This is a genomic window from Motiliproteus sp. SC1-56 (assembly GCF_017309075.1).
In the GTDB taxonomy this organism is placed as follows: Bacteria; Pseudomonadota; Gammaproteobacteria; order Pseudomonadales; family Balneatricaceae; genus Motiliproteus.
The window spans coordinates 140,582-160,922 of the sequence record NZ_JAEMGS010000008.1; the positions used below are offsets into that span (position 1 = coordinate 140,582).

Genomic DNA, 20,341 nt, shown 5'->3' on the forward strand with positions numbered 1-20,341 from the left:
ATGTTCGTGGTGGGCCTGACCGGCGGCATCGGCAGCGGCAAGAGCACGGTCGCGCAATGCTTTGCCCGCCGAGGTATCGCGATGGTCGACGCCGATATCGTGGCCCGTGAGGTGGTGATGCCGGGCGAGCCCGCCCTGCAGAATATTTTCGACCATTTCGGGCTGCACCTTCGACGTGCCGACGGCAGTCTGGATCGGGCCGCGCTACGAGAAGCCGTCTTCAGCGATGAGAACGCTCGACACTGGCTTGAGCAACTGCTCCATCCGCTGATCCGCGAGCGCACGCTGATCCAGCTGCAATCGGCCCCTTCGCCTTACGTGATGCTGGTTTCCCCCCTGCTGCTGGAGACCGACCAGCATGAGCTGGCCGATCATATATTGGTGGTGGATGTGGAGGAAGCAACCCAGATTGCCCGCACCATGACCCGGGACCATAATAGCGAAGCTCAGGTCAGGGCGATTCTGGATGCCCAGCTAGGACGGCAGGCACGGCTTTCCCATGCCGACTCGGTAATCGACAACGAGGGCAACCCCGCACAACTCGAGGCTGCCGTGGAAAAGCTGCACAGAGCGTTCCTGGACCTGGCCCAATCTAAAACAACAGGAGCCTGAGCCCCATGAGCCAATCAGCCAAGCGCATCCCCTGCCCGCAATGCAAGAAACCCAGCGAATGGTCCAGCCGCAACCCCTGGCGCCCGTTCTGCAGCGAGCGTTGCAAGCTGATCGACCTGGGCGCCTGGGCCAACGAAGAGTACCAGATCGAGGGGCAGCGCCACCCGGATTTCAGCGACCCGGACAGCGCCGGTGAAGAGGATGGTCCGCTGCATTGACCGGTCGCCCTGCGCCGCTGAAGCTATTCCCAGAAAGCCCGGATCGCCGCGACCCCCTGCCCTCCAAGCGCCTGCACTCGACCGATATCTTCACCATCCACACCGCCCAGCGCGTACACCGGCAGGGCCGCCCGCTCGACCAACGCTTCAAACTGCGACCAACCCAGTGCCGCTGCGCCGGGATGGCTGGCGGTGGCATTCACCGGTGACAGGGAAACAAAGCTCAGGGCCAGCTCGGACGCACGCATCAGCTCTTGCAAGTCGTGACAGGAGGCGCTGATCAGCTTCCCACGCCAGGGTTCAAGCTCATCACGGGACACGGCCATCAGGCGCCGACTGTTGAGATGCAGTCCCACATCTGGGACGCAGGATGCCAGCGCCGGATCGGCGTTGAGCAGCAGTTGAGCCCCCACACCCTGGCATAGCTGCCGTGCCCGCTGCGCATAATGGAGATAGTCACCAGGATCCAGATCCGGCGCCCGCAACTGAACCAGCCTTACCCCTTTTTCCAACGCACGGCCCAGGCGCTGCTCAAACGCCTTCAGCCCCGCCGCCGCACCGGTCACCAGGTAGCGGTCAGGCAATTGCAAGGCGTTGATGATGGGGCGGTTGGCGGCCGGGAACTGGCCAGGCTCCAACGCCTCGCACTCAACCCAGCGCAGCGGCTGACCTTCGAGCCCCCGGGGCTCGCCCCGAAAACGGGTGACCCGCCAGACATCCAGCAGCACGCACTTGTCCGGATAGGAATAGGGAATACGGATCAGAGGATGATAGGCCAGCGCCTCGATACCCAGCTCTTCACGCAGCTCACGACACAGGGCGGCCTGTACTGACTCGCCGGGCTCCAACTTGCCCCCGGGAAACTCCCACAAGCCCCCCTGGTGCGCATCGGGAGCACGCTGGGTAATCAGCAGGCGACCGTCCGGACCTTCGATGGCCGCGGCCGCCACATGCACCAGGCTACTCAAGGTCAGGAGCGGTAATCGGCGTTGATCGACACGTAATCCTTGGAAAGATCCGTGGTCCAGACCCGCTCACAGGCGCTGCCGCGGGCCAGCACAACGCGAATCAGGATCTCCTCCTGGCTCATCACCCGCTGGCCCTGCTCTTCGGTATACGCGGGAGCACGACCGCCGTTCTCAACGATACAGACGTCATCCAGGTAGATGCGCAGGGCTTCCAGATCCAGCCCCGGTATCTCCGCCCGCCCCACGGCCGCGAGAATCCGCCCCCAGTTGGGGTCGCTGGCAAAGAGCGCGGTTTTGACCAGCGGCGAGTGGGCGATGGTGTAGGCGGTGTCCAGAGCTTCCCGACTGCTCGCCGCCTCATCCACCTCGATGGTGACGAACTTGGTGGCCCCCTCGCCGTCACGGACGATGGCGTGGGCCAGCTCCATCAACACCGCCTCCACCGCCTCGGCAAAGGCATGCCAGCCTTCGCTTTGTGGCTTCAAGGCGACATCAGCCCCGCCGGTTGCCACCAGCATGCAGGCATCGTTGGTGGAGGTATCGCCATCGACGGTGACCCGGTTGAAAGAACGATCAGCCGCAGTGCTTAGCAGCGCCTGCAATGCCGGCTGGCTAACCTTTGCGTCGGTAGCGATAAACGCCAGCATGGTGGCCATATTGGGCTTGATCATGCCCGCCCCCTTGGAGATGCCGCTGATCCGCACCTCGCCTTCGGGCAGGGCTACCCGACGGGTAGCCCCCTTGGGGCGCGTATCGGTGGTCATGATCCCGGCAGCCGCTTCCGCCCAGCCCGCCTCGCTCAACGCCCCACAGGCTTCGGGTAGCCCCGCGATCAGCGGCTGCACGGGCAGGGGCTCGCCGATCACCCCCGTGGAGAACGGCAACACCGCCTCGGGCTCAACCCCTTGCAACTCAGCCAGGGCCCGGCAGCTGGCCTGGGCATCCTTCAACCCCTGGGCGCCGGTGCCGGCGTTGGCGTTACCGGTATTGACCAGCAGGTAGCGGGGCGCGCACACCTCGAGGTGCTCTTTGCTGAGCGTCACCGGTGCGGCGCAGAAGGCGTTGCGGGTAAAAACCCCGGCCACGCTGCTGCCCTTAGCAATCTCCATCACCACCAAATCTGTGCGGTCAGGGTACTTGATCCCGGCTTGGGCGGTGCCGAGACGAAAACCGCGGATCGTTTCGAACTCCGGAAGAGTTCCTGGACCTACAGCCATGACGTTTTCTCCTGCAGCGGGCACCCCGGCGCCCCGCTTAACCTTGATTCAGCGCTAGGCCAGCCGGCCGTGACACTGCTTGTATTTCTTGCCGGACCCGCAAGGGCAGGGCTCGTTGCGGCCCACCTTCTTGGTCTCGCGCACGTAGGGAGCATGCCCCTCCTCGTCCTCGGGGGCGGCCTGCTGCTCGCCTTCCATCGCCGAGGATTCCGCGTGCTGGAACTCCATTTTCTGCCGCTCCAGGGCTTCGCGGCGCTGCTGCTCCAGGGCCTCCACCTCTTCGGGCTGGCGTACCTGAACGTGGCAGATAATCCTCACCACGTCCTGCTTGATGTTCTCCAGCAGTGCCTGGAAAAGCTCGAAGGACTCGCGCTTGTACTCCTGCTTCGGGTTTTTCTGAGCGTAGCCGCGCAGGTGAATGCCCTGGCGCAGGTGATCCATGGTAGCCAGGTGCTCCTTCCACAGGGTATCGAGCACCTGCAGCATGACCTGCTTTTCAAACAGACGCATGGACTTCTCGCCCACCACGGCCTCTTTCTCCCGGTAGGCCTCCACCACCGCCTGCTGAATTTTCTCGCGCAGGGTCTCTTCGTGCAGATGATCGTCTTCATCCAGCCACTGCTGGATGGGTAGCTGAAGGTTCAGGTCGCTGGCGAGCTGCTTCTCAAGACCCGGGACATCCCACTGTTCTTCCAGGCTCTGGGGCGGTATATAGCCGCTGATCAGCTCATCGACCACCTCGGTGCGCACCGCCTCGATCACGTCGGAGATATCGTCGGTCGCCATCAGCTCATTGCGCTGGGCGTAAATGTTACGCCGCTGATCGTTGGCGACATCGTCGTATTCCAGCAGCTGTTTACGAATATCGAAGTTGCGACCTTCGACCTTGCGCTGGGCCTTCTCGATGGCGTTGGTCACCATCTTGTGCTCGATCGCCTCGCCTTTCTCCATGCCCAGGCGCTGCATGAACATCTTCACCCGCTCAGAGGCGAAGATACGCATCAGGTTGTCATCCAGGGAGAGGAAGAAGCGGGAGGAGCCCGGATCCCCCTGGCGCCCCGCACGCCCGCGGAGCTGGTTGTCGATGCGGCGGGACTCGTGGCGCTCTGTACCGACGATGTGCAGCCCGCCGGCCTCCAGCACGATCTCGTGCCGTTTTGCCCACTCGGCCTTGATTGCCTCGATTTGCTCGGGCGCGGGGCTGTCCAGCTTGGCCACTTCCGACTCCCAGTTACCGCCGAGCACGATGTCGGTACCCCGGCCGGCCATGTTGGTGGCGATGGTAACCGCCCCCGGGCGTCCGGCGTCGGCAATGATCTGCGCCTCACTCTCGTGGTGCTTGGCGTTGAGCACGTTGTGCTGAATCTTGGCGTTGGTCAGCAGCTGGGAGATCACCTCGGACATTTCGATCGAGGCCGTCCCCACCAGCACCGGTTGCTGGCGCTCCCGGCAGCTTTTGATCTCCTCGACGATGGCGTCAAACTTTTCCTGCAGGGTAAGGTAAACCAGATCGTTGTAATCTTTACGCTGCACCGGCTTGTTGGTGGGGATCACCACCACGTCCAGGCTGTAGATCTGACGCAGCTCGAACGCCTCGGTGTCGGCGGTACCGGTCATTCCCGACAGTTTGCTGTAGAGGCGGAAGTAGTTCTGGAAGGTGGTGGAAGCCAGGGTCTGGCTTTCGTTCTGAATCGCTACCCCCTCCTTGGCCTCCACCGCCTGGTGCAGCCCCTCGGACCAGCGCCGCCCGGGCATGGTGCGCCCGGTATGCTCATCGACGATCACCACCTGGTTGTTCTGGACGATGTAGTCCACATCCTTGGTGAACATCACGTGGGCCCGTAGGCCCGCGTGGACGTGATGCAGCAGGTTTAGATTCTTGGGCGCGTAGAGGGACTCCTCTTCCGGCAGCAATCCCATCTCCCGCAGCAGCCCCTCGACGTAGCTGTGACCTTCCTCGGTGAGCTCGACCGCCTTTTGCTTCTCATCCACCGTATAGTGACCGATCTCGCTGGGCTCTTCTTCCCCTTCGGCAAGCTCGGGCTGGCGCTCAAGCTTGGGGATCAGGCCGTTAATCTTGCGGTACAGCTCCGAGCTGTCCTCGGCGGGACCGGAGATGATCAGCGGCGTACGGGCCTCGTCGATCAGAATGGAGTCCACTTCGTCGACGATGGCGTAACTCAGCGAGCGCTGGACCTTGTCCTCGGTGCTGAACGCCATGTTGTCGCGCAGGTAATCGAAGCCGAATTCGTTATTGGTACCGTAGGTGATATCCGCCTCGTAGGCGGCCTTCTTGCCAACAGGATCCTGTCCCGAGTAGATGACGCCGACGGTCAGGCCCAGGGCGTTGTAGAGTTTGCCCATCCAGTCCGAGTCGCGCTTGGCCAGGTAGTCGTTGACGGTAACCACGTGCATGCCTTCGCCGGGGATGGCGTTGAGGTAGGCCGCCAGGGTGGCCACCAGGGTTTTACCCTCACCGGTGCGCATCTCGGCAATGGCCCCCTCGTGCAGGGTGATACCGCCGATCAGCTGCACGTCAAAGTGACGCATGCCCAGCACCCGCCGCGACATTTCGCGACAGACGGCGAACGCTTCCGGAAGCAGCGCATCCAGGCCCTCGCCGTTCTTATAACGCTCGCGGAACTCCTGGGTTTTGGCCCGCAGCTGCGCATCGTCCAGCGCCTCCATGTCGGGTTCCAGGGCATTGATGGTCTTGACCACCTTGCCCATGCGTTTCAGTTCTCGCTCGTTCTTGCTTCCAAATAGCTTTCTTATTAGCGGGGCAATCATATTATGAGACTATTCCGTTTCGTTGCAGGGCCCGACAATCCGGGCGAAGACTAAGATTTGGGGGCATTTTACCCTTATTTCAAGGGGGGGTCGAAGACCGCTGCGCGACGGACCACAGACCACGCCCCCTTCACCCCAGGGCCACACGCCCAGATACAAAAAAGCCGGGAACGAGGCCTCGTTCCCGGCTTGTGAACGCTTGCGAATCCGGCAGGCGGATCAGCCTGCCAGGATCGGCTGCATGTAAGAGATAGGCGCCTTCTCCGCCCCCTCGAAAGTCACCACTTCCCAGGCACTCTCCTGGCGCAGCAGCTCACGGAGCAGCAGGTTATTGAGGTAGTGACCGGACTTGTAGCCTTTGAACTCGCCAATCAGGCTCTTGCCCAGCAGGTAGAGGTCACCCACGGCATCCAGCACCTTGTGCTTGACGAACTCGTCGTCGTAGCGCAAGCCGTCCTCGTTCAGCACGCGGTAATCATCCACCACGATGGCGTTGTCCATGCTACCGCCCAGGGCCAGGTTCTGGGCACGCAGGTGCTCGATGTCGCGCATGAAACCGAAGGTGCGCGCCCGGCTTACCTCCTTGACGAAGGAGGTGCTGGAAAAGTCGAGACAGCACTGCTTGTTGCGGTCCCGGAACACCGGGTGATCGAATTCGATGGTGAAGCTCACCTTGAAGCCGTCAAAGGGCTCGAAGCTCGCCTTCTTGCCTTCGTGCTCGATCTCCACCTTGCGCTTGATCCGGATAAACTGCTTGGCAGCCTCCTGCTCACGGATGCCGGCAGACTGGATCAGGAACACGAAAGGCGCGGCGCTGCCATCCATGATGGGCACCTCTTCGGCGTTCAGCTCCACGTAGGCGTTGTCGATGCCCAGGCCCGCCATAGCCGACAGCAGGTGCTCGACCGTCGCGATCCGCACCTCGCCGTTACTGAGGTTGGTGGACATGGTGGTGTCACCGACGTTCTCCGCCCAGGCGGGAATCTCCACCACCGGATCCAGGTCCACCCGCCGAAAGACGATGCCCGTGTCCACCGGCGCGGGCTTGAGCGTAAGATAGACCTTTTCACCGGTGTGGAGACCCACACCGGTGGCCTTGATGGCATTTTTAAGCGTGCGCTGTTTGATCATGCTACCGACAACTTATTGATGTGCAAAATATCGACGGATCATAGCAAAACTCGCGGTCAAAGGACAGCGTGATCAGTCGGCCTGGCGTCGCAGAAACGCCGGAATATCGAGAAACTCCATCTCGTCATCGGTACCCGTTCGAAGCCCCGTGGCGGCGTGCTCAGCACCGCTCTGGGCCTCGGTTTCGGTCCGCGCGGAAGTCCCGGCTCGGCCTTGCCGACGCAGCACCGCGGGCAGCTCCAGCTGGTCGAAATCCAAGGTGCCGTCGGCCTTGCGCTGATTGTCGTTACGGCTGGCGAGCTTTACCTTCGGCATCTCCCGGTCACCCAGGCCGGTCGCCACCACCGTGACCTTGAGCTCGTCGCTCATTTCCGGGTCGATCACCGTTCCCACCACCACGGTGGCGTTATCCGAGGCAAACTCCTCGATGGTGTCGCCCACCTCGGAGAACTCACCCAGGCTCAGGTCCAGCCCGGCGGTGATGTTGACCAAAATCCCGCGGGCGCCCTGCAGGTCGATATCTTCCAGCAAAGGACAGCGGATCGCCATCTCGGCGGCCTCGCGGGCCCGGCTGTCGCCGCGTCCCACGCCGGTCCCCATCATCGCCATGCCCATCTCGGACATCACCGTCTTCACGTCGGCAAAGTCGACGTTGATCATCCCCGGGCGAATGATCAGGTCGGCAATCCCCCGCACCGCGCCCTGCAAGACGCTGTTCGCCTCCTTGAAGGCCTCCAGCAAGGAGGCGTTCTTGCCCATCACCTGCAGCAGCTTCTCGTTAGGGATGGTGATCAGCGAGTCCACGTTCTCCTGCAGCCCCTTGATCCCCTCCTCGGCCACCTTAAGCCGGCGCCGCCCTTCGAACGGGAAGGGTTTGGTCACCACCGCCACGGTGAGAATACCCAGCTCCTTGGCCACTTCCGCGACAACCGGGGCGGCACCGGTACCGGTGCCGCCGCCCATGCCGGCGGTGATAAACACCATGTCGGCCCCTTTGAGCATGTCGGCGATACGCTCACGGTCCTCCATGGCCGCCTGCCGGCCAATCTCCGGATTGGCGCCGGCACCGAGCCCCTTGGTCAGGTCGCCACCCAACTGCAGCACGCTGGTGGCGCCTAGCCCTTGTAACGCCTGAGCGTCGGTGTTGGCGCAGATGAAATCAACTCCGTCGATCTCGCTGGTGAGCATGTGCTGAACGGCGTTGCCGCCGCCACCGCCGACACCGATCACTTTGATCACCGCACTCTGGGGTACGTTGTCGACCAGTTCAAACATGTCCCTCTCCCCTCACTTGAGTCATTTAACGCTGTATCAGTTAATAATTACTGCTTTACTTTCTTCTAGTTAGCGAGCCTCAGAAGTTACTCTGAAACCAGCCTCGCATTCTTTCCAGCATGCTTGAGCCCCGGCCGACCCATTGCGACCCGCGGGCCATCAGCCCGGGGCCCGGTTTCGGCAGGGCTCTGCCACGGCCTGTCTGGCCCTGGTGTTTGCCGGCATGCAGCAGCAGCCCCACGCCGGTGGCGTAGATCGGGCTGTGCAAAATCTCGTTCAGGCCGTTAACGCCAGTAGGTTTGGCCAGGCGCACCGGCATATGAAAAATCTCCTCGGCCAGCTCCACCGCCCCTTCCATCTTCGCGGTGCCCCCGGTCAGCACGATGCCGGCGGCTACCAAATCCTCGAACCCGGAGCGGCGCAATTCCGCCTGAACCAGGGTGAAGAGCTCGTCGTAGCGGGGCTCCACCACCTCGGCCAGGGCCTGACAGCTGAGATCCCGGGGCGGGCGGTCGCCTACGCTGGGTACCTTGATAATCTCCTCGCTGCTCGCCAGCTGGGCCAGGGCGCAGGCGTACTTGACCTTAATCTCCTCGGCGTGGGGCGTGGGCGTACGCAGGGCCATGGCGATATCGTTGGTGACCTGATCCCCGGCAATGGGAATCACCGCTGTGTGACGGATGGCGCCGCCGGTGAAGATGGCGATATCGGTGGTGCCGCCACCGATGTCCACCATGCAGACCCCCAGCTCCTTCTCGTCCTCGGTGAGCACCGCGTAGCTTGAGGCCAACTGCTCCAGCACCACCCCGTCTACTTCGAGGCCGCAGCGGCGGACGCACTTTTCGATGTTCTGGGCCGCGTTCAGCGCACCGGTAACTAGGTGCACCTTGGCTTCCAGCCGCACCCCGGACATTCCCAGGGGTTCCTTGATCCCCTCCTGGTTATCGATCACGTACTCCTGGGGCAGAATGTGCAGAATCTTCTGGTCGGCGGGAATGGCCACCGCCCGGGCGGCGTCGATCACCCGGTCCAGGTCCTGCTCCAGCACCTCGCGGTCCCGAATGGCGACGATGCCGTGGGAGTTCATGGAGTTGATGTGGCTGCCCGCGATACCGGCGGTCACCGAGTGAATCTTGCAGCCGGCCATCAGCTCGGCCTCTTCCACCGCGCGTTGAATGGAAGTCACCGTGGATTCGATGTTAACCACCACTCCGCGCTTGAGGCCGCGGGAGGGGTGTGCGCCCATCCCCACCACCTCGATCGTGCCGTCGGGCCCCACCTCGCCCACCAGCGCCACCACCTTGGAGGTGCCGATGTCGAGACCGACGATCATGTTGCTGTATTCATTGTTCCCTGAGCTTGTCATGCTATGCCTTGCCGTCGTTATTCGGCGTTGAATTGGATGGTTGCTGCCAGGTCACGGTCAGGCCATTGGTGTAACGCAGGTCGACCTGCTTGATCTTGTCCGCATAGGGCATCAGCTGGTTGCCGTAAACCCGGGCAAAACGGCTGATCTTGTCGATCACCTCCCCGCGCCCCACCAGCAGCTCGATGCCGTTATCCAAGGTGGCGCTCCAGGCCCCCCTGGGCTCCAGTTTCAGGGCCGCCACCCGCAGGTTGAGGGGGCGAATCAGCTGGTTCAACGCCCGGTACTGCGCCATCATCTGAAGCGGCTTATCCTTCGGCCCTTCCAGGGCCGGCAGGCGGCTGTAGGCGGCGTTTTCTTCGGGCCAGAACAGCTCGCCACGCTCGTTCACCAGCCCGCCGCCGCCCCAGCGAGCGACCGGCTGCTGCTCACGCACCAGCACCTGCACGCCGGCCGGCCACTGGCGCCGCGGGTTCACCCGTTCCACCCAGGGCTCGGCTTCAAGGGCCGCCTGAATCGCCTTGAGGTCCAGCGCCAGGTAACGGTTTCCTGCCGCCGCCCACACTTTCTCCGTCAGACCCTCGGCATCGGTTTCCAGCAGCGGTCCCTGCACCTTGACCTGGGCCAGGGGGCGCTCAAGCCAGGCTACTAACCAGTAGCCGCCGACCCAGAGCAAGGCAATAAACAGCAGCACCTGGGAGGCGACCAGCAGCTGGTAGCCACTGATGGCCCCCACCCGCTGTCCCGCCGCCGTAGCCATGGCCTGCACCCGTTCCATACTCAGCCCACCGTCTCCAGAATCCGCAAGACCAGGGCGTCAAACTCAAGCCCTGCCTCGCGCGCCGCCATGGGCACCAGACTGTGATCGGTCATACCGGGAATGGTGTTGACCTCCAGCAGCCAGAAATCGCCAGCAGCATCCTGCATGATATCGACCCGTCCCCAACCCTGACAGCCCACGGCCGCGAAGGCGTCCAGCGCCAATTGCTGAATCGCCTGCTCCTGCGCCGCGGTTAACCCGGTATCGAAGTGGTAATGGGTGTCGTCGGAGAGGTACTTGGCCTCGTAATCGTAAAAGGCGTGATCGGTCTCCAGGCGAATCACCGGCAGGGCCCGCCCGTCGAGAATGGCCACGGTAAACTCGCGCCCCTGGATCCAGCGCTCGGCGAACACCGAGTCGTCCAGCTGGGAGGCGCTCTGGTAGGCCTGCTGCAGCTGGGCGGCGTTATCGACCCGCACCATGCCGATGCTGGAGCCTTCGCGGGCGGGCTTGACCATGGCCGGCAGGGGCAGTTCGCTGGCGATCGCCGCCCAGTCACTGTCGGCACGCAGCACGCGGTGGCCCGGGGACGGCAGTCCGAGTGCACCCCAGATCAGTTTGCAGCGCAGCTTGTCCATCGCCAGCGCCGAGGCGAGCACCCCGCTGCCGGTGTAGGGCACGCCCAGCATTTCCAGCGCCCCCTGGACCACGCCGTCCTCGCCCCCGGGCCCGTGGAGGGCGATAAAGGCCACGTCCATCTTCTGCTCAAGCAGCTGGGCCATGGGATCGGCATCGCCCTTGGACCCGTACAGGTCGATGGGAAACGCATCCACCCCGGCACTCACCAGGGCCTCGAGCACCGCCTGCCCACTCTTGAGGGAAACGGCCCTTTCGCTGGAGTTACCGCCAAAAAGCACCCCCACCCGCCCGAAGCTGGCAGGATCACGGCTGGGCTTGGCAAAATTCGCAGCCATCGTTGTCACTCCTGAGGTTGCAGTTGGCGCTGGGCCAGGCCGTTTGAGAGGGCGCCGATATCACCGGCCCCCTGGGTCAACAGCAGATCCCCCGGCTGCAGAATGTTCTGCAGCACCCGGGCCACGTCCTCGCCCCGCTCAACAAACACCGGATCCACCTGCCCCCGCTGGCGGATGCTGCGGCACAGGCTGCGGCCGTCTGCACCGGGAATCGGCTCCTCCCCGGCGGGATAGACATCCATCAGCAGCAGCACGTCCACTTCGGAGAGCACCTGGACAAAATCTTCATAGAGGTCCCGGGTGCGGCTGTAACGGTGGGGCTGGTAGATGGCGACCAGGCGCTTGTCCGGCCAGCCGCGGCGGATCGCCTGGATCGTTGCCGCCACCTCACGCGGGTGGTGCCCGTAATCATCCACCAGCAGCACCGGTTCGCCCTCGGCGCCGCCAGGAGCCGGGAAACGCCCCTGTATCTGAAAACGCCGGCCCACCCCCTGGAACTGGGCCAGCCCTGCGACGATGGCGGCATCGTCCAGCCCCTCGTCGGTGGCGATGGCGATACAGGCCAGAGCGTTGAGCACGTTATGCAACCCCGGCATATTCAGCTCCACCGCCAGCGGCGGGTGCCCTTCGGGGCGCTGCACCGTAAAGCGGGTGCGCATGCCCTCCTGGGTAATCGCCTCCGCCCGAAAATCAGCGTCCTCGTTGAGCCCGTAGGTGAGAATAGGGCGGCTGACCTCCGGCAGGATCTCCTGCACCACGGGGTCGTCGGTGCAGAGCACCGCCAGTCCGTAAAAGGGCAGGTTGTGAAGAAACTCGACGAAGGTCTTCTTCAGGACACCGAAATCACCGCCGTAGGTGGACATATGGTCGGCATCGATGTTGGTGACGATGGCCACCATCGGCTGCAGGTGCAGGAAGGAAGCGTCGCTCTCGTCCGCCTCGGCCACCAGGTAGCGGCTGTCCCCCAGCTTGGCGTTGCTCCCGGCGCTGGTCAGGCGACCGCCGATCACGAAAGTGGGGTCGAGCCCTGCCTGCGCCAGAATGGAGGCCATCAGGCTGGTGGTGGTGGTTTTGCCGTGGGTCCCGGCAACGGCGATGCCGTGACGGTAACGCATCAGCTCGGCCAGCATCTCGGCACGGCGCACCACCGGTATGCGCCCTTCCCGCGCCGCCTTCACCTCGGGGTTGTCCTCACCGACAGCGCTGGAGACCACCACCGCGTCCACACCGCGCACATTGCTTTCGCGATGGCCGATATGGATCTGTGCGCCCAGCTTTTCCAGCCGCTCGGTCACCGGCGACACCCGCAGGTCGGAGCCCGCGATCAGGTAGCCCTGGTTCAGCAGCACTTCGGCGATGCCGCACATGCCGACGCCGCCGATACCGACGAAATGGATGCGACGGATCCGACGCATCTCGGGTACATCATGGGGGGGCAGTTTATTTGCCTTCACGCATACACTCCTGAATTTGCTCGACGACCTTGGCGGTGGCTTCGGGGCGGGCCAGGGCCTTGGCCTTGCTCGCCATGGCCTGCAGGCGCGCCCGGTCGTTCAGATCGCGCAGGACCGCGGCCAGGCTGCCCGCGTCCAGTTGTACTTGGGGCAGCAGCACCCCGGCGCCAGCATCGGCCAAAAAACGGGCGTTGGCGGTCTGGTGATCATCCACCGCGTGGGGCAGCGGGACCAGCACGGCCGGAACCCCGGCCGCGGCCAGTTCGCTCACCGTAAGGGCCCCTGCCCGACAGAGGACCAGGTCAGCCCAGCTGTAGGCGGCGTTCATATCCTCGATAAAGGTTTCCGTGCGCGCTTCAACGTCCAGCGCCCGGTAGCGCTCCTCGGTCCCCTGCAGCTTACCCCGCCCGGCCTGATGCCAGATCTGGGGCCGCTGGCCCGGTTCAAGGGTCGCGACCACCGCGGGCAGCACCTCATTGAATACCTGGGCGCCGAGGCTGCCGCCCACCACCAGCAGGCGCAGCGGCCCTTGGCGGTTGGCGTAGCGGGCCTCGGGGGCAAGCACTCGATTAATGTCCTCGCGCACCGGATTACCGGTACAACGTACCCCGTCGACGGTTTTAAAGGCGCCGGGAAACGCTTCCAGCACCCGCTTGGCCAGGCGCGCCAACAGGCGGTTGGTAAGGCCAGGAATCGCATTCTGTTCGTGGATCACCAGTGGCTTGCGCAGCAGCCAGGCCGCGAGGCCGCCGGGGCCGCTGGCGAAGCCACCCATTCCCAGCACACAATCGGGCTGCACCCGGCGCAGTACGCCCAGCGCCTGCCAAAGCGCGCGGGAAAGGCGCCAGGGCGCCAGCAACAGGCTCAGTTTGCCCTTGCCCCGCAAACCCTGGACACCGATGCAGTGCAGCTGGATGCCAGCCCGGGGTACCTGCTCGCTCTCGATCCCCCGCGCGGTCCCCAGCCATTCGATGCTGTAGCCCTCTGCCTGCAGCGCGCGCGCCGCGGCCAGCCCGGGAAACACATGACCGCCGGTACCGCCGGCCATGACCAGAACGCGAGGCGCCGTGTTCGCACTCATGACGCCCCCTCCCGCTGCGCCTTGTGCTGGCGGTGGGACTCGTAGTGAATCCGCGAAACCAGCGCCAGCATCACCAGCGCCATCACCAGGCTGCTGCCGCCGTAACTGACCAGGGGCAGGGTCAGCCCCTTGGTGGGCAGCACACCCACGTTCACCCCCATGTTGATCAACGCCTGTCCGGCGATCAGGATACCCACGCCGTAGGCAACGTAGGCACCGTAGAAACGCCCCAGCCGCTCTGCCCGCCGACCGACATAAAACACCCGCACCACCAGCAGGGCAAACAGGGCCACCATGATCAGAGCCCCCACCAGCCCAAGCTCCTCGGCCAGCACCGAGAAGACAAAGTCGGTATGGGCCTCGGGCAGGTAAAACAGTTTCTGCACGCTGTTACCCAGCCCCAGTCCGAAAATCTCACCGCGACCAAAGGCGATCTGGGCCTGGGACAGCTGGTACCCGCTGCCGAAAGGATCCGCCCAGGGGTCGAGAAACGTCACCAACCGCTGCATACGGTAGGGCTGGGAGACGGCCATCAGCGCCACCATGGCCAGGCTTCCCAGGATCACCACCAGGAACTGCCCGAGGCGCATGCCGCTGAGAAAAATCATCCCCAGCACGGTACCGGTCAGCACCACCACGGCGCCGAAATCGGGCTCAAAGATCAACAGACCGATAAAGAGGCCGACCACCACCATGGGCTTGATAAAGCCGCTCCACTGGGTGCGTACCTCGTCGATGCGCCGCACCAGGTAGGCGGCGATGTAGAGAATCATGCAGACCTTGGCGATCTCCGACGGCTGAATGTTGACCGGTCCCACGCGAATCCAGCGAATACTGCCGTTCACCTCGCGGCCGATACCGGGAATCAGCACCGCTACCAGCAACACCAGGGCGGCCATCAGCCACCAATGCCCGGTCCGCTGCCAGAAGACCATGGGGAAGCGACAGGTCAACAGCGCCGCTGCCATGCCGATCCCGATAAAGGCCAAGTGGCGCTGGGTAAAATGGAAAGGCGAGCCGTTACGCACCCCCGCCACCTCCATCGAGGCCGAGGTGATCATCAGAAAGCCGGTGACCAGCAGCGTCACCGCCGCCAGCAGCAACCAGGGGTCAAACGGGCGTGCCAGCGGGTCCGGCCGTTGCCATTGTGGTAAGGCGACCCGGGGCAGTTGAGGCAAGGCGATGGGCAGCTTCATGACACAGCCTCCACGGACAACCCCTCCACCGCCTCGATAAAGGCGTCACCGCGGGCTTCAAAGCCGCTGAACATGTCAAAGCTGGCGCAGGCCGGAGAGAGCAACACCAGGTCACCGGGCTGTGCCAATGCACGGGCCTTCTGTACTGCCTGGGCCATGGAGTCGGCCTGTTCCAGCGCGAGGCGGCCCTGAAGGCAGTCCCGCAACCGTCCGGCATCGGTTCCGATCAGCACCGCGGCCCGGCCGTGACGGGCCAGCGGGTCGCGCAGGTCAGAAAAGTCCGCCCCTTTACCCTCGCCGCCGGCGATCAGCACGACCTGCCCCTCGACGGTGGCCGACAGGCCCTCGATCGCCGCCAGGGTGGCGCCCACATTGGTGCCCTTGGAGTCGTTGACGTAGGCCACCCCGTCCAGGTCACGCACCCACTGGCAGCGGTGCTTGAGCCCGCGAAAACGGGTCAACGTGGCGAGCATCGACGCCATCGGCAGTCCGCAGGCACGACCAAGCGCCAGCGCCGCCAGGGCATTGGCCAGGTTGTGCTCGCCTTTAATCGCCACCTTGGCGACGGGAAGAAGCCGGTCCAAACCCTGGGCGAGGTAACGGGTTCCCGCTTCCTCAATGATCCCGAACTGCCCGAGGTCCGGTCGGCCGAGGCGAAAGCCGGTGCGGGCCACGCCATCCGGTATCAGCGGCTGGGTCAGCGGGTCATCAAGGTTAAACACCGCGTGCTCGCAACCCTGGTAAATCCGCTGCTTGGCCCGGTGGTAGGCCGGCAGGTCGGGGTAGCGATCCATGTGGTCGGGGCTCACGTTCAGCACCGTGGCCGCTTTGGCCCGGAGCCGTGAACAGGTCTCAAGCTGAAAGCTGGAGAGTTCAAGAATGTACAGATCGTGAGGTTCTTCGCGCAGCAGTTCCAGCACCGGGGTCCCCAGGTTGCCGCCCACGGCCACGTCCCAGCCGACATCCCGTGCCATTTCCCCCAGCAGCGTGGTCACGGTGCTTTTCGCGTTGGAGCCGGTGATGGCCACGATAGGGGCCTCGACCTCCTCGCAGAACAGGTCGATATCCCCGATCACCTCCACCCCCGCCGCCTCGGCGGCGGCAATGGCCGGCTCCTGCCGGGAGACGCCGGGGCTGACCAGCAGGCGGCTGGCCCGCAGCAGCGTCTGTTCGCTAAGCGGCCCACACTCCAGCGGCGCGCCGGGAAACTCCCGGCGCACGGTTTCGAGCCCCGGGGGCTGCTCGCGGGTGTCCACCATGCCGAACAGGGCCCCGCGCGACTCCAGGTAGCGGGCGCAGGAGACCCCGGTCTTGCCCAGACCGACGATAATGGTGAATTGGTCGCTACCGATCAGTTGCATCGCCTTCCTAACGCACCTTCAATGACGCCAGCCCGATCAGAACCAGGATGACGGTGACAATCCAGAATCGAACGATGACCCGGGGTTCGGGCCAGCCTTGCAGCTCAAAGTGGTGGTGCAGCGGCGCCATACGGAAGATGCGCCGACCGGTGAGTTTGTAGGACCCCACCTGCAGGATCACCGACACGGTCTCCATCACAAAAACACCGCCCATGATCACCAGCACCAGCTCCTGGCGCACCACCACGGCAATGGTCCCCAGGGCGGCCCCCAGCGCCAGCGCCCCCACATCCCCCATGAAGACCTGGGCGGGGTAAGTGTTGAACCAGAGAAAGCCGAGGCCCGCACCGACGATAGCACCGCAGAACACGATCAGCTCCCCGGCACCGGCCACGTAGGGAATCTGCAGGTAATCGGAAAAGACCGCGTTGCCCCCCAGGTAACAGAAAATGGCCAGCGCCCCGGCCACCAGCACCGTGGGCATGATCGCCAGACCGTCGAGCCCGTCCGTGAGATTGACGGCGTTGCTGCTGCCCACGATCACGAAGTAGGTAAAAACGACGAAAAACGGTCCCAGCTCCAGGGAAACTTCCTTGATAAAGGGCACGATCAGCTGGGTTTCCACCGGCGTCGAAGCGGTAAAGTAGAGCAGCAGGGCCGCGCCCAGCCCCCCCAGGGACTGCCAGAAATACTTCCAGCGGGCCGGCAGGCCGCGGGGGTTCTTTTCCACCACCTTGCGGTAATCGTCCACCCAACCCACGGCGCCAAACAGCAGCGTGACCAGCAGCACCACCCACACATAACGGTTGCTCAGATCGCCCCACAGCAGGGTGCTCAGGGCAATCGCCACCAAAATCAACGCCCCGCCCATGGTGGGCGTGCCCGCTTTGCTCAGGTGAGACTCCGGCCCGTCACTGCGCACGGCCTGACCGATCTGGTAGTGGGTCAGCTTGCGGATCATCACCGGCCCCAGCAGCACGGAGATGGCCAGCGCGGTGAGCACCCCGAGGATGCCCCGCAGGGTCAGGTACTGAAACACAGCAAAACCGCTGTCAAAGCGGGTCAGGTATTCAGCGATCAGTAACAACATTCAGCGGTTTTCCTTCAGCCTCAGGGCCTCGACTACTGTTTCCATTCCGGCACTGCGAGACCCCTTGACCAGAATGACACTTTCCTCGCTCAGACGCGGTGACAGCCATGCCAGCAGCGCGGCCTTGTCGGCAAAGGCGTGCCCCTGAGCACCCCCTTCCGCGGCGAACGCGCGCACGCTTTCGGCGCCCAGCGGCCCCGTGGCTAGCAATCCATCAATCCCCGCCTCTGCTGCTCGGCGGCCGACCTCGGCATGCAAGGCCGCACGCTCGGCGCCGAGCTCTGCCATATCACCCAGCACCAGAAAACGCTGTCCGGGCTGGGCAGCCAGAACCTCCAGCGCCGCACGAACCGAATCCGGATTGGCGTTGTAGCTGTCGTCGATCACCCGCGCGCCCTGTTGCGCCCGGTAACTGGCCAGCCGCCCGGAGACACCGGTAAAAGACTCCAGTCCCTCGCGAATCGCGTCGAGTTCAACCCCCAGTGCCTGGGCGGCGGCGGCCGCCGCCAGCGCGTTGGCCACGGCATGATGACCGAGCACCTGGAGTTGCACGCCAACCTGTCCGCGGTGGGTATTGAGCACGAACTCAAAGGCCCCACCGGGGCGCTGTTCCAGGTGACTGGCAAAAAGATCGGCGTGGGCAGACACCAGGCTAAAAGTCAGGTGGGGCCGGCCCTTGAGCTGGCGCAGCCATACCTCGGCATTGGCATCGTCCAGATTGACCACGCCGGTGCCGCCGGGTTTCACCCCGTCAAAAATTTCCCCCTTGGCCCGCACCACCCCCTCCAGGCTGCCGAAGCCTTCTAGGTGGGCGCCGCCGGCGTTGTTCAGCACCGCCACCTCGGGTCGGGCCAGCCCCACCGTGTAGGCAATCTCGCCGGCGCCACTGGCGCCCAGCTCAATCACGGCGTAGCGGTGGGCCGGCGTCAGTTCAAGCAGCGTCAGGGGGGCGCCGATGGCATTGTTCAGATTGCCCCGGGTAGCCAGGGTCTCTCCCTGGGTGCGCAGGATGGCCGCCAGCATCTCCTTGACGCTGGTCTTGCCGCTGCTGCCGGTGATCGCCACCACCGGGCCGTTGAACGCCTCGCGCCGCAACGCCCCCAGCTGGCCGAGCGCCTGCAGAGTATCGGCCACCACCAGCTGCGGCAGGGCCACCGGCTGCAGCCGGCTGACAATCGCCCCGACGGCGCCCTTCTCGGCCGCTTTCGCGACAAACTGGTTGCCGTCGAAGCTGGGTCCGCTGAGGGCGACAAAGAGCTCCCCCGCCTGCAGGCTGCGGGTATCGGTGGAGACGCGGGAAAAACGGGCATCCCCCTGCTGCAGCTCCCCGCCCAGGGGCGTGACCAGGCTGCTCAACTGCATAAACTCAAGCACGGCCTCCTCCTCGGGCAGTCAACGCAGCTTCAACCACCTCCACATCGCTGAAGGGGTGACGCACGCCTTCGATTTCCTGATAATTTTCATGCCCCTTGCCCGCGACCAGCACGATATCCCCGGGGGCTGCATGGGTCACCGCCAGGGTAATCGCCGCCTCTCGCTCGACCAGGGTGCGGACCTTTTTCTCCCCGGATAGGCCAGCGTGCATCTCCTCGAGAATCCGCTCCGGCGCTTCACCGCGCGGATTGTCACTGGTCAGCACCAGGTGATCGGCAAGCTGCTCGGCCATTGCCGCCATCAGGGGCCGCTTGCCACGATCCCGGTCGCCGCCGCAGCCCACCACACACCAGAGCGCCCCGGGCTGGTGCTCACGCAGGGCGCGCAGGGCTTTCTCCAGGGCATCGGGGGTGTGGGCGTAATCCACCACCACCAGCGGCGCGCCGGCGCGCTGCAACGGCTGCATTCGCCCCGGCACCCCTTCAAGCTGCGACAGTGCGGCACCTATGGTTTCCAGCGAATGCCCGCGCCCGGCGAGCACTCCCAGCGTCGCCAGCAGGTTATACAGGTTGAAGCGCCCCAGCAGGGACGTCTGCAAGTTCAGCTCCCCCCAGGGCGTGGCGATGCGGGCCCGCAGCCCCTGCGCAGACGCTTCGCAGTCCAATGCCCGCAGGGCAGCTTTGGCGCTGAAGCCATAGCCCAGCACGGGGTAACGCCCTTCCAGCCTTTCAGCCAGCCTGGCACCGAAGGGGTCGTCCAGGTTAATCACCGCCTGGTCAAGGTCGGAGTCCAGGAACAGGCGCGCCTTGGCCGCCCCGTACTCCTCCATGGTGCCGTGGTAATCCAGGTGATCGCGAGTCAGGTTGGTAAACACGCCCTGGTCGAATTCAAGGCCCGCGACCCGTCCCTGCTCCAGGGCGTGGGAAGAGACCTCCAGGGTCACCGAGCGCGCTCCCTCGCTACCGAGGGTCGCCAGCATCTGCTGCAGGCGCAGGCTGTCGGGGGTGGTATGGGTGGTGTCCGCCAGCGCACCGGGAAAGCCGTAACCGTTGGTACCGACCAGGGCAGCCGAGCCTTCCAGCGCCGTCAATGCGCGGGCGATAAAGTGACTGACCGAGGTCTTGCCATTGGTCCCGGTTACGCCGGTGCAGTAAAGCTGCCGCGAAGGCGCGCCGTAGAAGCGACTGGCCAGCTCGGCGGTCCGCTCGGCGAGGTCCGGCACCACCAGCAGGGGCAGCACCGGATCAGCCAGCTTGCGATCACAAAGCACGGCTACGGCCCCGGCCGCAGCGGCCTGGTTAACAAAGGCAGCGCCGTCGTGCCGGGCGCCCTGGCACGCCAGAAAGAGATCGCCGGGTTGAACCCGGCGACTGTCATTGCTCATCCCCTGTACGGCCAGGGATGCAAGGGGCGCCGACAAATGCAGTTCGGGCAGCAGTTCAGACAGCGGCATTGGAGACGGACAGGGTCGCAT

The 20,341-nt window shown here is 64.4% G+C and carries 17 protein-coding genes; 2 read left to right on the forward strand and 15 right to left on the reverse strand.

What is annotated here, in order from left to right; translation table 11 throughout:
- On the forward strand, window positions 1–612 hold the full coding sequence (coaE, locus tag JGZ97_RS10850) for a dephospho-CoA kinase (protein WP_207062640.1): 612 nt from the start codon (window positions 1–3) through the stop codon (window positions 610–612).
- Window positions 613–617: 5 nt separating this feature from the next.
- Entirely contained in the window at window positions 618–830 is a 213-nt protein-coding gene (locus tag JGZ97_RS10855; protein WP_207062641.1) for a DNA gyrase inhibitor YacG, read from the forward strand.
- A 23-nt stretch (window positions 831–853) separates the two neighbouring features.
- Here the strand turns inward: JGZ97_RS10855 and JGZ97_RS10860 are convergent, their stop codons facing one another.
- The 15 genes from JGZ97_RS10860 to JGZ97_RS10930 form a co-directional block, all read right to left on the reverse strand.
- On the reverse strand, window positions 854–1,798 hold the full coding sequence (locus JGZ97_RS10860) for a Nudix family hydrolase (RefSeq protein ID WP_207062642.1): 945 nt from the start codon (window positions 1,796–1,798) through the stop codon (window positions 854–856).
- Window positions 1,799–1,800: 2 nt separating this feature from the next.
- Window positions 1,801–3,015, reverse strand: coding sequence for a bifunctional glutamate N-acetyltransferase/amino-acid acetyltransferase ArgJ (gene argJ / locus JGZ97_RS10865; RefSeq protein WP_207062643.1), 1,215 nt, complete (start codon window positions 3,013–3,015; stop codon window positions 1,801–1,803).
- A gap of 54 nt (window positions 3,016–3,069) precedes the next feature.
- A complete protein-coding gene (secA, locus tag JGZ97_RS10870) occupies window positions 3,070–5,805 on the reverse strand; it encodes a preprotein translocase subunit SecA (RefSeq protein ID WP_207062644.1) in 2,736 nt (911 codons plus the stop codon).
- Between the two features lie 219 nt (window positions 5,806–6,024).
- Window positions 6,025–6,936 carry a UDP-3-O-acyl-N-acetylglucosamine deacetylase gene (gene lpxC, locus JGZ97_RS10875; protein ID WP_207062645.1) on the reverse strand — a complete coding sequence of 304 codons (912 nt, stop codon included), beginning with the start codon at window positions 6,934–6,936 and terminating at the stop codon, window positions 6,025–6,027.
- A 72-nt stretch (window positions 6,937–7,008) separates the two neighbouring features.
- A complete protein-coding gene (gene ftsZ, locus JGZ97_RS10880; protein WP_207062646.1) occupies window positions 7,009–8,211 on the reverse strand; it encodes a cell division protein FtsZ in 1,203 nt (400 codons plus the stop codon).
- 79 nt (window positions 8,212–8,290) lie between these two features.
- Window positions 8,291–9,577, reverse strand: a complete 1,287-nt coding sequence (gene ftsA / locus JGZ97_RS10885; RefSeq protein ID WP_242521683.1) for a cell division protein FtsA — start codon at window positions 9,575–9,577, stop codon at window positions 8,291–8,293.
- 1 nt (window position 9,578) lies between these two features.
- Window positions 9,579–10,355: a cell division protein FtsQ/DivIB gene (locus JGZ97_RS10890; RefSeq protein WP_207062647.1), complete on the reverse strand. Its 777-nt coding sequence runs from the start codon at window positions 10,353–10,355 to the stop codon at window positions 9,579–9,581.
- 2 nt (window positions 10,356–10,357) lie between these two features.
- Entirely contained in the window at window positions 10,358–11,311 is a 954-nt protein-coding gene (locus JGZ97_RS10895) for a D-alanine--D-alanine ligase (protein ID WP_207062648.1), read from the reverse strand.
- Between the two features lie 5 nt (window positions 11,312–11,316).
- Window positions 11,317–12,726 (reverse strand): UDP-N-acetylmuramate--L-alanine ligase, encoded by a 1,410-nt coding sequence (gene murC / locus JGZ97_RS10900; protein WP_207062713.1) that lies wholly within the window; start codon window positions 12,724–12,726, stop codon window positions 11,317–11,319.
- A gap of 25 nt (window positions 12,727–12,751) precedes the next feature.
- Window positions 12,752–13,846, reverse strand: a complete 1,095-nt coding sequence (gene murG, locus JGZ97_RS10905; RefSeq protein ID WP_207062649.1) for an undecaprenyldiphospho-muramoylpentapeptide beta-N-acetylglucosaminyltransferase — start codon at window positions 13,844–13,846, stop codon at window positions 12,752–12,754.
- Window positions 13,843–15,042, reverse strand: a complete 1,200-nt coding sequence (ftsW, locus tag JGZ97_RS10910; RefSeq protein ID WP_207062650.1) for a putative lipid II flippase FtsW — start codon at window positions 15,040–15,042, stop codon at window positions 13,843–13,845. Before ftsW ends, murG begins: the two co-directional genes overlap by 4 nt.
- Window positions 15,039–16,403: a UDP-N-acetylmuramoyl-L-alanine--D-glutamate ligase gene (gene murD / locus JGZ97_RS10915; RefSeq protein ID WP_207062651.1), complete on the reverse strand. Its 1,365-nt coding sequence runs from the start codon at window positions 16,401–16,403 to the stop codon at window positions 15,039–15,041. Before murD ends, ftsW begins: the two co-directional genes overlap by 4 nt.
- Before the next feature lie 7 nt (window positions 16,404–16,410).
- Window positions 16,411–17,493 (reverse strand): phospho-N-acetylmuramoyl-pentapeptide-transferase, encoded by a 1,083-nt coding sequence (mraY, locus tag JGZ97_RS10920; RefSeq protein ID WP_207062652.1) that lies wholly within the window; start codon window positions 17,491–17,493, stop codon window positions 16,411–16,413.
- Window positions 17,494–18,867: a UDP-N-acetylmuramoyl-tripeptide--D-alanyl-D-alanine ligase gene (gene murF / locus JGZ97_RS10925; protein ID WP_370584042.1), complete on the reverse strand. Its 1,374-nt coding sequence runs from the start codon at window positions 18,865–18,867 to the stop codon at window positions 17,494–17,496. It abuts the gene before it with no gap.
- The gene (locus JGZ97_RS10930; RefSeq protein WP_242521684.1) at window positions 18,860–20,341 is read right to left on the reverse strand and encodes a UDP-N-acetylmuramoyl-L-alanyl-D-glutamate--2,6-diaminopimelate ligase; all 1,482 of its coding nucleotides are present in this window, start codon (window positions 20,339–20,341) and stop codon (window positions 18,860–18,862) included. The genes murF and JGZ97_RS10930 overlap by 8 nt, the downstream gene beginning before the upstream one ends.